The sequence below is a fragment of the Mycobacterium sp. WMMD1722 genome, assembly GCF_049315205.1.
GTDB lineage: Bacteria > Actinomycetota > Actinomycetes > Mycobacteriales > Mycobacteriaceae > Mycobacterium.
The window spans coordinates 5,238,333-5,251,081 of sequence record NZ_CP186056.1 but is presented as its reverse complement, the minus strand read 5'-3'; the positions used below and the strand labels follow the sequence as shown (position 1 = coordinate 5,251,081).

Below are 12,749 nucleotides of genomic sequence, written 5' to 3'. Positions count from 1 at the left end.
GGCTTCCGCCGCATCTCGACATTCCACCCAATTCACGGACGGGACGGGCACTTTCGATGGTCGACGGGCGCAGGATCGGTGTGGGCGGAATCGTGGTGGCGGCGGGTATCGGGCTTGCTGCGATGGCCGGGCAGGCGGTCGCCTCGGCCGACACCTCGGGAGGCGAACAGGGCGTGCGTTCCGGTCACAGCACCGGACCGGCGAGTACGTCGACCCCACGTCGGGTCGGCGTCGAGGCCGGCGAGGCACGCGGAGCAGGCGCGAGTAGCCCGGACCGACCCGCCGCCCGGTCCGACGCGGGGACGAAGAACGGCGACGGCGTCTCAGCCAAGCGCATCGCCGATGCGCGCACGCAGACCCGCGTAGCCGAACGCGACGCCGACGCCACGTCGATTTCCACCGCCCTGTCCGACCCCGCAGCCATGAGCGGCGTGGACACCGGCGACAACCCGCAGGCGCCGGCCGTGGGGTCGGCGTTGTGGACGGTTCTCGGATCGGCGCGCCGCACCGACGATTCGACCGACCCCGTCGATGCGGGCGACGACCAGGACACCCACCACACCGGGGCCACCGGGGACACCGGGATCGAGGACCCGATCCCCGCCGCCGACAACATCTTCTTCGCCACTGGCACCGCCACTGCCGCCAAGACCTCCGGTAACCCGCCGTGGCGGACGGATCTCACCCGAGGCTTCACCGTGACCAACCTTTCGGCCCACGAGGTCGTCCTCACCTCCCAGTCCTACGAGATCCGCGGATCGGGGCCGAGCACCACATCGGCACTTCCGCCGGGTGGGAGCCAGCATTTCGAACTCTCCCGATTCTGGTTCGACAGCAATACCGCGACCCTCACCTACCGCCAGAGCGATTCGACGCGTGAATACACCGTCACCCTGCGCAACAACGCGATCCTCGCGGGTGGAAGTGAAGCTCCGGGGTTCGCCGTCCGCTGCAGCGGAGGCCCCTGCACCGCCCGGGACACCTGGGACGAGTGGAGTGATCAGGTGTCCTTGCTCGACGAGACCGGCACGTCGATCGCGGTGCCCAAAGACCGGCAGGATGCACAGGTCAAGGCCATCAACGCACTGTGTGCGAACGGCAACGCGACGTGCCGCTTCATCCCGAAGACCACCGACGAGAACGCCTTCTCGGAGCTGCATCCGACGGGCACCACCCTGGCCAACAGCACCGGCAACAAGATCGAGAAGACCGTGACGGTGTCCGATGTCGCGACCGTCACGTCCAACATCAAGCTCTCGGCGAAGGTCGCGCTGGACGTCCTCAAGCTCGCCAAAGCCGAGTTCAACGCGGAGTACGGCCGGCAGTGGACCGATTCACACACCTTCTCCGAAGCGATGAAGTTCTTCATCGAGCCGGGCAACGAGGTGACGGTGTTCGCCCGGACTCCGGTCATCCGCTACTACGGCGACATGGAGATCACCATCGGCAACACCACGGTCGTCGTCTCCGACATCTACTTCGACTCACCGCGTAGCGACGCCGGCTCCGGCTCCCGGTTCGAAGTCGTCGAGACGAAGATCGGGAGGCCCGGCGGCATTTCCGCATAGTCGCCCGCCGGCACTGCTCAAACCGTTGACATGACACTTCCGGACTGGTTGTCTACCGCCAATGAGCGACGCCGCCCGAGAGATCGAGAATCTGGTGTACACCTACGCCGAGCGCATCGATGCCGGCGATCTCGACGGTGTCGCGGCGCTGTTCGCCCATGGACGGATCTGCGGGATGGCGGACGGCCCGCCCGAGACGGTGTTCGAAGGCACCACCCGGGTTCGCCAGATGTACGACATGGCGACCCGTATCTACGATGACGGCACACCGAAGACCAAGCACTTCACCACCAACGTACGGCTCGAGGTGAACGAGTCGGCGGGAACGGCCAGCGGCAACGCGTACTACTGCGTCACCCAGGCCACCCCTGAGCTGCCGTTGCAGGTCATCGTCACCGGCCACTACCGCGATACCTTTCACCGCCTGGACGGTGCGTGGTGGTTCGACACCCGGATCATGTTCGTCGACCAGATCGGCGACACCAGCCACCATCTGAAGTTCTGAACCTCAGGTGCCGCACTCCTTCACCGCGGCGTCGCTGATGGCTGCTGCGCAGCAGAAGGAAGGGCTGTCCGACTGGGGCCCGCTGCCGTTCGAAGAACCGCTGGACGTGCTCGCGGAGAGCTATGGCGAGGCCGGACTGAACGACGTCGGAGCCCACATCCTGCGCTCGGGTCTGGTGCACAGCCTGCGGATGCGGCTGCGGACCCAGGAGTGGATCAGGCGGCACCCGGAAATCACCGAGGAGGTCATCGAGGACCCGGTCGTGGTGGTCGGCATGATGCGCAGCGGCACCACCCTGATACAGCGGATCCTGGCCGCCGACAGCCGGTTTCACTGTGCCTACGGCTGGGAGGTGGTCGAGGCCGCACCCCGGCTCGACCACGACTGGTCCGGGGCGGAGGATCCGCGCATCGCGGTCAGCGAGAAGCGCGAGGCGATGTCGCGTGAGCTCGCGCCCGAGTTGTTCTCGATCCATCCGATGCACGCACGTGAACCGGAGGAGGAGATCGTCTTCCTCGCCGATGCGTTCCTCTCGCACGTGCCGGAGTCCGGCGCACACGTCCCCCGCTACCGGTCGTGGATCGACGAACAGGATTTCGGTCCGGCCTATACGTACCTGCACCGGATGTTGCAGTTCCTGCAGTGGCAGAAGCGGCAGGCCGGGCACACGGCCCAACGCTGGGTCCTGAAATCCCCTGCCCACCTGGGGTACCTGGACACCCTGCGAGCCCGGTTCCCCGGCCTGCACATCGTGCACATGCACCGCGATCCGCGCGAGACGATCCCGTCCGGCGCGAGCTTGAACGCCACCCTGCACGCCATGCATGCCGACGGGGTGGACAGGCACCGGATCGGCGCCGAATGGCTGGAGCGGATGGGCTGGACCAACGACCGGGCGATGCGCGTCCGCGATACCTGGGCCGATGAACAGGCCCGCTGTACCGACATCGAATTCGCCGACGCCGTCGCCGATCCGATCGGACAGGCAGCCAGGGTGTACGACGCGATCGGCATGTCACTGACCGCCGAGGCCGGAGCCGCGATGGGGCGCTGGCTGGCCGAGCGCCCCCGGGTACCGGCTCGTCCGCCCTACTCCGCTGCCGAGTTCGGGTTGACCGACGAGCGAATCGACACCCGGTTTGCCGACTACAACACACGTTTCCGTGCCCATGCCAGCACCAGGAGATCATCATGACCGACTTCACCGAAGATCCCGTCGCCACCGCCGAACAGCACGCACAGGAACTGGCCGCTCTCGACCTCATCGAACATCCGACGGTCCGGGCGGCCTATGCCCGCGTCGCGGAGAATTGGCTGAGCCGCGCGAAGGCGTCGGAGGCCATGCGGGAACGCTTCGACGACGCGTTCGCCGAGGTCATGTTCTCCGCCGCGGTGTGGTCGTCGAATCAGGACCCGCAGCGACCGAAGGTCAGCTGCATCACCCGGCTGGGCCACCCGCTCGACGGGCGCCGGATCCCGGGATCGCGCTGGGGGATCGACAATCCGGACAGCGTCTACCGGGTGATCCCGATCTCCGGCGACGAACGGTACGAGATTCGGGGCCGGGTCGGCCCGAATCGCATGACGGAGAACTACTTCACGCTATGGGACGCCAACATGGGCACCGTCGCGGTGCTCAACGGCCGCACCATGGAGGTCGCTGCGGACGGTTCGTTCACCATCACCGTCGACTCCGACCCTGCCGGCGGACGGCCCAACCATGTGCAGACGACGCCGGAGGCGCACGAGTTCTACATCCGCGACGTGCTGCTCAACTGGGATCGCGACGACCCGAACCACCTTGCGGTGCACCGTCTGGGCGCAGAACCGTCCCGGCCCGCACGCACTCTCGACGAACAGGCCGACGCCACCGCGGCGATGATGGCGCACTTCGCGAATTTCACCGGCAAGCTCAGCCACGGGGTGTACAAGATGGCTGCCAACCGCTTCGACCTCGCATGGTCGGCCGACCGGGTCGGAGCGATGCGCAACCAGGTCTACGTCATGGGCCGGTTCGATCTTCAACCCGGTGAGGCGTTCGTGGTGGAGGTGAGCGACGGCGGCGCGGAGTACTTCACCGTTCCGCTGAGCAACATCTGGGGGACCACGCTGGACATCGTGGACCGCACCGGCAGCCTCAACAAGGCGCAATCGGTACCGAACGAGGACGGGACCTACACCTACGTCATCTCCCCCACCGACCCCGGAGTGGCGAACTGGATCGACTCCGATGGTCTGCGCGAGGGCATTCTGACCCTGCGGATGGCCGAGTTCGGTGCGGCCGGGCCCCGGGAGGATCTCGGCGCGCGGGGCCGGGTGGTGCCGCTCGACGATCTCGACGACGAGGTGCCGGGTCTGCAGCGGGTGTCGGCGCAGGAGCGCGCCACCGCGTTGTCCGACCGCCGCGCGGCCTATCTGCGCCGCCTTCCCGAAGGGACGAACTGACATGGCGCGCTGGCTGATCACCGGATGCTCCACCGGCATCGGGCGGGAGATCACCCGCGCCGCACTCGAAGCCGGCCACTCGGTGGCGGTGACGGCGCGGCGCGTCGAGACGGTGTCCGACTTCGGCGAGGCATTCGGCGACCGCGCCCTGCCCGTCGCGCTCGACGTCACGGACAAGACCCAGATCGCCGATGCGGTGCGCGCGGCCCACGACACCTTCGGCGGTATCGACGTGCTGGTGAACAACGCCGGAAACGGATATCTGTCGGCCGTCGAGGAGGGCGAGGACGACCAGGTGCGAAAGTTGTTCGACACGAACTACTTCGGCGTGGTCGACCTGATCAAGGCGGTGTTGCCCGAGATGCGGGCCCGGCAATCCGGCCACATCGTCAACATCTCGTCGATGACCGGTCTGGTGGCCAACCCGCCCAACGCCTACTACTCGTCCACCAAATTCGCCCTGGAGGCCCTGACCGAGGCGCTGGCCCAGGAGGTCGCGCCGTTCGGCGTCAAGGTCACCGCCATCGAGCCCGGCGCCTTTCGGACCGACTGGGCATCCCGGTCGATGTGGGAATCAGCCACGCCCATCGGCGAATACGACGCGAACGTCGGTGCCCGCAAGACGATGATCAAGGAGTTCGCCAACCACCTGCCCGGTGATCCCCGCAAGGTCGCGGACGCCGTTCTGATGGTGACCACCCTCGACGAGCCGCCACTGCGGCTGCTGCTCGGCCGCGACGTGCTCAAGGCCGTCCGCGACAAACTGGCCGCGTTCTCGGCGTCGATCGACCAATGGGAATCGGTCACCAAGGACGTCAACTTCCCGAAGGGCCAGTGATGCCGGCTCTGGACGGTCAGGTCGCCTTCATCACCGGAGCCGCCCGCGGCCAGGGCAGGGCCCATGCCGTCACGCTCGCCGGCGAAGGGGCGGACATCATCGCGGTCGATCTCTGTGCCGACGTCGCGGCCACCGGGTATCGCGGAGCCACCGGGGACGACCTCGAGGAGACGGTCCGGCTCGTGCAGGCCGCGGGCCGCCGAATCCTGGCGCGACCGGTGGACGTCCGAGATCCTGAGGCGCTGCAGGCCGTCGTCGACGAGGGAGTCCGGATGTTCGGCCGGCTGGACATCGTGGTCGCCAACGCCGGCGTCATTCGCGTCACCGACACCGAGCAGCGCGCCCAGACGTTCCGCGACATCGTCGAAGTCAACCTGATCGGCGCGTGGAACACCGTCGACGCCGCCATCCCGGCCCTGCTCGAGGGTGGGCGCGGCGGTTCCATCGTGCTGACCAGCTCGACGCAGGGCATCAAGGCCTCGGGCACCGACCGGCCCGGGATTCAGGCCTACGCGGCGTCCAAGCGGGGTCTGGTGGCGCTCATGCAGGCCTGGGCGACCCAGCTCGCCCCGCATGACATCCGGGTCAACACGATCCATCCGAGCGGGGTGGCCACCGACATGATCATCAACGAGACGACGATGGCACTGGCCGCCGCGGAGGATCCATGGCTGATGGCCCAGCAGAACGCGTTACCCATCGCGCTGCTGGAACCCGCACAGGTGGCCAGGGCGGTGGCCTGGCTGGTCTCCGACGCCGGGCGGTTCATCACCGGTACGTCGTGGCCGCTGGACGCGGGCTTCCTGCTCCGGAACTAACGGGCGCGTTCGGCCTCCGGATTGCGCGCCGGTCGTAAGGCCATGGCCGTCACCCCGGCGGCCGCCGCGATGACGAACGCCGTGGCCAGGCCGACGGCTTCGGCAAGCACCCCCACCGCGGGAGCGCCGAGCGCCTGCCCCGCCGCGATCCCGAAGAACGACAGGGCGACGCCGAACGAGACACTGTCGGCAAAGACCCGGGTGGCCCACACCAGGACCAATCCCGTCGCGGTGATGTACGCAGCTCCGAATGCGGCCGCCGCGAGCAGCACGGCAATCGCCACATCGGCGCACAACCCGTAGATCAACGTCGCGCCCGCCATCGCCAGGCTGGTGATCCGCCACGCCGGCGCCAATCCGATTCGCGTCACCAGATCGCCACCGAACGCCCCGGCGATCCCTGCCCCGCCGAGCAGCGTCCACGCCACGACGGAGGTGGTCTCCCCCAGGCCGTCGGCCAGTTCGCGGCCGAACGTCCACACCGCGGCACTGCCGAACCCGGTCAATACCGACGCCGCGACCAGGCCCACGGTGCCGGGCCGCGACGCGACATGCGGCAGGGAACGCCCGGGCGTCTCGGTGGGCGCCGGAATGACCCAGGCCACCATGACCGTCACCGCGGCGGTGATCGCGGCCATGACCGCCCAGGCCAGTCGCCACTGACCGAACAGCATCAGCGCGATCGGCGCCGACATGACCACCCCGACTCCGGTGCCGGCATTGACCACCGTCTGGGCGCGATCCCGGACTTCTGCGCGCACCCAGCGGGCCACCGCGGCGGCCAGTGGCGGCGACGCCAGGCCGGTACTGCTGCCGGCGATCAGGACGCCGGTGGCCAGCAGGGCTGTCGAGGGCGCCGCCGCCACCATCGACATGCCGGCGGTCGCGACCAGACCGGCGCCGACCGCGACCCGGCGGGCCCCGATGCGTTCGGTGAGCACCGTGCTGGCGATGACAGCGACGCAGTATCCGACGTAACTACCCGACCCGATCAGCCCGATCGCGGCCGGCGTCAGTGCGAACGCACCGGACAGGACCGGTGTGAACAACCCGTAGGCGAATCGCGCGAAGCCATAGCAGCAGGCGGTGAGGAGGGTGCCCGCGGCCACAATCCAGTAGAACGATCGTTTCACTTTGGTAGATTGGCACGATGTCCGGTCCGCGGCAACCCGCGCGTGCCCGGCTGCTGCGCGCGGCCGACGAGCTGTTCTACGACCACGGCATCGCCGGCACCGGCGTGGACGCGGTGATCGAGCGGGCCGGGGTGGCCACCGGATCCCTCTACAAGAATTTCTCCGGTAAAGACGATCTGGTGGCCGCGTACCTGGCTGATCGCGACCACCGCTGGCGCGAGGAGTGGGAATCGGCCATCGCGGCTGCCCACAGCCCTGTCGACCGAGTACTGGCCCTGTTCACCGCGACCGACAAATGGCGCGACCGGGCGGGTCTGCACCGGGGGTGTGCCCACATCGCAGCCGTGAACCAGCTCCCCCCGGGGCACCCCGGGATCGCGGTCGCCGTCGCCCACAAGCGGTACGTCATCGACCGGCTGGCGGAGTTGATCGCCGCGGCCGGTGTCGCCGATCCCGCCGCAGCGGCGGCCGACATCGCCCTGATCTACGACGGGATGCTCAGTGCGTTCGCCGTTCGGGCGGATCCGGATCCGGTAGGCCGGGCCACCCGCCTCGCCCGAACGGTCCTGGCCGTCGCGTAGGCGCATTTGCTGAAACTGCAAGTATTCGTCGGCTCGACCCTCGCCCGGCGCCGGCCTCCGGTGCGGCAGGCCCATTCGCCCTCTTCGGCAACGGCGGCAACGGTGGTGACGGCGGTGCCGGCGTCGACGGCGCCGACCGGGCGAACCCGGATTTCGGTGGGGTCGCCGGCATTCCGGTCGTGGGACTGCCCGGTACCTTCGCCGGACCCGCCACCGGACCGGCCACGGCGGGCAATGGCGGAGACGGCGGCAACGGAACCGGCACCGGTCGGTTGGCCGCCGGGGGCATCGGCGGCGTAGGAGGAGTCGCGGTGGCGGCCCCGGGCGGCCAGGCCACCGGCGGCAACGGCGGACGGGGTGGCGACGGCGCGTTCGGCGGGGCGGACGGCGGCAAGGGCGGTAAGGGCGGCCGTGCGCAGGCGATGTTCGCCGTCGTCGGCGGCAACGCCGTCGCCGGCAACGGCGGCGACGGCGGCAGGGGTGGCAACGGCGTCGACGGTGAACACGGGACCGCGGGCGGCGCGGGCGGCCACGGCGGTGCCGGTGGAGTCTTCGGCTCCGGTGGCCGAGGCGGCAACGGGGGCAACGGTGGCAACGGCGGGGACAGCCTCGGCGTCGGTGGACACGGAGGCAGCGGCGGCGACGGCGGCTTCGTCAACGGCGCCGACCGCGTCGACAACGTCGGCGGCAACGGCGGCAACGGCGGCGACGGCGGCGACGGCGGCAACGGGGGCAACGGCGGCAACGGCGGCGCGGCCGGTAAGGGCGGCGCCCCAGGCATATTCGGGCCGGCCGGCGTCGACGGTGCGGTCGGTAAAGGCGGAACCGGCGGGAATGGCGCCGCCGGCGGCACGGGCGGCAGCGGAGGCGCGGCCGGGGCGGTCACCCCGGCGGGCAAGGCCGGAACGGTAGGCGCCCGCGGCGCCGACGGCTCCCCGGGCGGGCGCGGCCAGGACGGGGTGGACGGCGGCAACACCTGACCGGCGCCGGGATTTGCTGAACTCACCCGACCGCGGCAGCCGCACACTTTCCCCGAGCTGAACCAAAGTCGTCAACCAGGTTTCGGCGCGGTGCTACGTTGCTGCCATTCGCCACGGTTGAAGGGGGTCCCGATGGGCAGGAACGCGAAGAGCACCGCGGGGATCGCGGTCACCGGTGTCGGGCTGTTGATGTCCGCTCCTGCTGCGGCATTGCTCGCCATCCCCGGTACGGCTCATGCGGCACCGGTGGCGCCGGCGCCGGCCCACATCGAGCGGCGCGCACGATCCCTGCTGCGTCTGGCCTCGAATTTCATCGGCAACAGCATCTCGACGTCCAATCCGCTCGCGGCGGCGTTCAGCAACCCCATCGACCTGCTGCTCGACGTGGCTGGATTCATCCCGCTCCTCAACATCTTCATCGGAAACGGCATCCCGGGAATCCTGCCCGGCACCGACGGTGGCGACGGCGGCTTCTTCATCGGAAGCGGCGGCGACGGCGCCCGCGGCCTGCTCCCCGGCGAGAACGGCGGCAACGGCGGCAACGCCGGCCTGTTCTGGGGTAGCGGTGGCAGTGGCGGACACGGCGGCGCCGGCGGGGCGGGCGGCAATGGTGGCAACGGTGGCATGTTCGCGTTGTTCGGCAGTGGCGGCAACGGCGGCAACGGCGGCAACGGCGGCAACGGGTACGACCCGCTGATCGAGGGACTGCTCGGCGAGAAGACCCCGGGCGGTCGAGGCGGAAACGGCGGCAACGCAGGCCAATTCGCATTCTTCGGCAGCGGCGGCAACGGCGGTAACGGCGGGGCCGGCGTGAACGGCTCCGGCAGCGGGAATCCCCTCCTCGGCGGCACCCCGGGCGAGCCGCTCCTGGGCGAATTCGGGGAGTCGGTGTTGGACATCGCCGGCACCGCAACCGCAGGCAATGGCGGAAACGGTGGCGACGGGACGGGCACGGGGCGCCTGGGCTTCGGCGGCCGCGGCGGCTTTGGGGGCGAAGCAGTGCTGGGTGCCGGCTTCAAGGCCGTCGGCGGCAACGGCGGCAACGGCGGCAACGGCGCCGACGGCGGGGCCGACGGCGGCCACGGGGGGACAGGCGGCTTCGCCATCGCCGCAGTGACCGGCCATGGCGAGGGCGGCACCGGCGGCAACGGCGGTAACGGCGGGAATGGCGTCAACGGTGAGAACGGCACCACGGGCGGCCCTGGCGGGAACGGCGGCGCGGGCGGCATCTTCGGTGACGGTGGACGCGGCGGCGCAGGCGGCGCGGGCGGTAACGGCGGTAACGGGGCGGTCGGTGGCGTCGGCGGCAACGGCGGCGACGGCGGCAGCGCGATCATCATCGACCATCCGCAGAACCGCGGCGGCAACGGTGGCAACGGCGGGAATGGCGGAAACGGCGGCGCCGGTGGCAACGGCGCCGATGGCGGTGCCGCCGGAAAGGGTGGCCCTGCGGGCGTGTTCGGCTCCCCGGGCGTGAACGGAGTCGTCGGTAAGGGCGGCGTGGCCGGGATCGGCGGCGCGGGCGGCAAGGGCGGCAACGGCGGCGCCGGCGGGACCGCGAAAGGCGCGCTGAGCGAAAACAACGGGAAGGCCGGCTCGGCAGGCAACGACGGATCCGCCGGGTCGAACGGCCAGAACGGTGTCGACGGCGGCAACGCCGGCATCTGAAGCCTGAACGTCAACTACCAGTTGAGGAGCGACACATCGCCGTGGCGGCGCAGGCCGCTCATTGTTGTCGCCTACTGAAGCAGCGGCGACCGCGCGGTAACCGCATTAGGCATCGGGTTGCGGCAGCAGACGTTGTCGCCCCGTTTGCGCAAAATCGCTTGGTGACCATCACGCACGACGGGCGAGAAGCAAGCCGAAGTGCCCGGAAGAGTCAAGGCGCGAGCAGGCTCGCCGACGCGTGCTCCGGTGAGGCGACGGGGAATCGCCGCGTGATTACAGGCTCGAGGAGAAGATGGACGAACGAGTGAACGTGCGTTTGCTGGGACTGAAGGAAACGCGCGTCACGCAGCGAGCGGCCGCATACCACTCGACCCAAGCAGCTACCACCTAAGCTGAACGTCAGCTGATAGAACGCTGAGCAGCGCGTCGCGGAACGAGCGGCTCGCTGTTACTTCGCCTATTTAATCGCCAGATTCGCCGCCGTGGCGCAATCGCCTTTCTTAGGACATGTCGACATCGGGTGGATCCAGCTACCAGTTAGCGAAGGACCGTATCCTCACGGCGAAATTCGTCCGACTTAAGAGATAAGGCATGTTACGTTGCTGCGGCGCGTTCCTTGCTTCAGCAACGAAAGGGAGACCTCGATGGGCAAACACTCCAGAACCAATCGTTCCGTTCGATCGGCGAAGACCGGTTGCGCAACGGTCGCCGGAGCCGGTCTATTGCTTGCCGCGCCCGCCGCAGCACTGCTCGCCCTTCCCGGCGCGGCCCAGGCGGCCCCGATGGCCGCCGTGCCTCAGCAGGGGTCGTGCGGCGCGCTGGACCTCGGCTGCATCCTGGGCGGCGGATTGTTCGGTAGCGGAGCGAGCCCTTCCTCCAGCGCAGGCCGGCCGGCTGATCCGCTGGATCCGATCCTCGACTTCTTCGGCGTGATCCCGATCGTCAACATCTTCATCGGCAACGGCATCGACGCCCTCCTGCCGGGCGGGGACGGCGGCAACGCCGGCTTCTTCTTCGGCAGTGGCGGTGACGGCGCCGCTGGCGCGCTGCCCGGCCAGGCCGGCGGCAACGGCGGCAACGGCGGCTTCTTCTATGGCAGTGGCGGCTACGGCGGCGCCGGTGGCGCCGGTGCACGTGGCGGCGAAGGCGGCAACGCCGGGATCTTCGCCTTCTTCGGCAACGGCGGCAACGGCGGCAACGGCGGCAACGGCGTGGATCCGCTGCTGGGCATCGTCGGTGAGCGCACCCCGGGCGGCGCGGGCGGCAACGGTGGTGACGCGGGCCTGCTCGGCCTCTTCGGCCGTGGCGGTGCCGGCGGCAACGGTGGCGCCGGTGTGGACGGACCTGACACGTTGGCCAACCCGCTCTTGGGCGGCGTGCCGGGACTTTCCTCGCTGATTACGCTGCCGACCGTAACGATTGCTGGGGACGTCATCGGAGGCAACGGCACTCCTGGCGCAAGCGGGACCGGCGTCGGAGTTTTAGGCATCGGCGGCAACGGAGCAGCAGGTGGAACCGCCGTTGCAGTATTGGGTTCGGCCACGGGAGGCAACGGTGGCGCAGGCGGGAATGGGTCTCCCGGGGGGGCCGCGGGCGGCAATGGTGGCGCAGGCGGTAGCGCAACCCCGCTGATAGCGACGGGTCCAGCCACGGCAGGGAACGGTGGAAGCGGCGGAAACGGTGGGGCCGGGGTTGCCGGCGGCAACGGTACTGCCGGCGGACCGGGCGGTGCGGGTGGCCGCGGCGGCCTGTTCGGGGCCGGCGGACCTGGTGGCAACGGCGGCAACGGCGGCAACGGTGGCGACAGCTTTGCGACCGGTGGCGCTGGCGGAATCGGTGGGCCCGGTGGCGCGATTATCACCATCGGTGGGATCAATTCCGTGAACGGCGACGGTGGCAGAGGTGGTGACGGTGGCGCCGGTGGCGCCGGCGGAAACGGCGGCGACGGCGGAGCTGCTGGTAAGGGCGGCGCGGGCGGCCTGCTGGGCTCCGGTGGCGGCGACGGCGCTGTGGGCAAGGGCGGCACAGGCGGCAAGGGCGGTCCGGGTGGTGCGGGCGGTTCTGGCGGATCCGCAGGAGGCCTACTACCGGGCGCCCTTGGTCGGCCTGGACAACCTGGCGATCGCGGCAACGACGGACCTCAAGGTGCCGATGGCGCGAACGGCGTCGACGGCGGGAACACCGGCAACGGCTAGAACTGCGTTGCTGCGATG

11 protein-coding genes are annotated in these 12,749 nt (G+C 69.7%); 10 read left to right on the top strand and 1 reads right to left on the bottom strand.

Annotated features, from left to right (window positions below; translation table 11 throughout):
- The first annotated feature begins 56 nt into the window (after nt 1-56).
- The 6 genes from ACN27E_RS25450 to ACN27E_RS25425 all read left to right on the top strand — a co-directional run bounded on the left by ACN27E_RS25450 (nt 57) and on the right by ACN27E_RS25425 (nt 6,174).
- Nucleotides 57-1,568, top strand: coding sequence for a hypothetical protein (locus tag ACN27E_RS25450; RefSeq protein WP_422745783.1), 1,512 nt, complete (start codon nt 57-59; stop codon nt 1,566-1,568).
- Between the two features lie 61 nt (nt 1,569-1,629).
- A complete protein-coding gene (locus ACN27E_RS25445; protein WP_422745781.1) occupies nt 1,630-2,073 on the top strand; it encodes a nuclear transport factor 2 family protein in 444 nt (147 codons plus the stop codon).
- A gap of 37 nt (nt 2,074-2,110) precedes the next feature.
- On the top strand, nt 2,111-3,268 hold the full coding sequence (locus ACN27E_RS25440; RefSeq protein WP_422750117.1) for a sulfotransferase family protein: 1,158 nt from the start codon (nt 2,111-2,113) through the stop codon (nt 3,266-3,268).
- Nucleotides 3,265-4,518: a hypothetical protein gene (locus ACN27E_RS25435; protein WP_422745780.1), complete on the top strand. Its 1,254-nt coding sequence runs from the start codon at nt 3,265-3,267 to the stop codon at nt 4,516-4,518. The genes ACN27E_RS25440 and ACN27E_RS25435 overlap by 4 nt, the downstream gene beginning before the upstream one ends.
- A 1-nt stretch (nt 4,519) precedes the next feature.
- Nucleotides 4,520-5,356, top strand: coding sequence for an oxidoreductase (locus ACN27E_RS25430; RefSeq protein WP_422745778.1), 837 nt, complete (start codon nt 4,520-4,522; stop codon nt 5,354-5,356).
- On the top strand, nt 5,356-6,174 hold the full coding sequence (locus ACN27E_RS25425) for a mycofactocin-coupled SDR family oxidoreductase (RefSeq protein WP_422745777.1): 819 nt from the start codon (nt 5,356-5,358) through the stop codon (nt 6,172-6,174). The genes ACN27E_RS25430 and ACN27E_RS25425 overlap by 1 nt, the downstream gene beginning before the upstream one ends.
- Here the strand turns inward: ACN27E_RS25425 and ACN27E_RS25420 are convergent.
- A complete protein-coding gene (locus ACN27E_RS25420; RefSeq protein WP_422745776.1) occupies nt 6,171-7,307 on the bottom strand; it encodes an MFS transporter in 1,137 nt (378 codons plus the stop codon). The genes ACN27E_RS25425 and ACN27E_RS25420 overlap by 4 nt on opposite strands.
- A gap of 17 nt (nt 7,308-7,324) precedes the next feature.
- Here ACN27E_RS25420 and ACN27E_RS25415 point away from each other — a divergent pair, with 17 nt between their 5' ends.
- The 4 genes from ACN27E_RS25415 (at nt 7,325) to ACN27E_RS25400 (ending at nt 12,731) form a co-directional block, all read left to right on the top strand.
- Nucleotides 7,325-7,888: a TetR/AcrR family transcriptional regulator gene (locus ACN27E_RS25415; RefSeq protein WP_422745774.1), complete on the top strand. Its 564-nt coding sequence runs from the start codon at nt 7,325-7,327 to the stop codon at nt 7,886-7,888.
- Between the two features lie 179 nt (nt 7,889-8,067).
- Complete coding sequence (locus tag ACN27E_RS25410; protein WP_422745772.1) at nt 8,068-8,868, top strand: hypothetical protein; 801 nt, start codon at nt 8,068-8,070, stop codon at nt 8,866-8,868.
- A 132-nt stretch (nt 8,869-9,000) separates the two neighbouring features.
- Nucleotides 9,001-10,536 (top strand): PGRS repeat-containing protein, encoded by a 1,536-nt coding sequence (locus ACN27E_RS25405; protein ID WP_422745770.1) that lies wholly within the window; start codon nt 9,001-9,003, stop codon nt 10,534-10,536.
- 644 nt (nt 10,537-11,180) lie between these two features.
- On the top strand, nt 11,181-12,731 hold the full coding sequence (locus tag ACN27E_RS25400; protein WP_422745768.1) for a PGRS repeat-containing protein: 1,551 nt from the start codon (nt 11,181-11,183) through the stop codon (nt 12,729-12,731).
- The last annotated feature ends 18 nt before the right edge of the window (nt 12,732-12,749 follow it).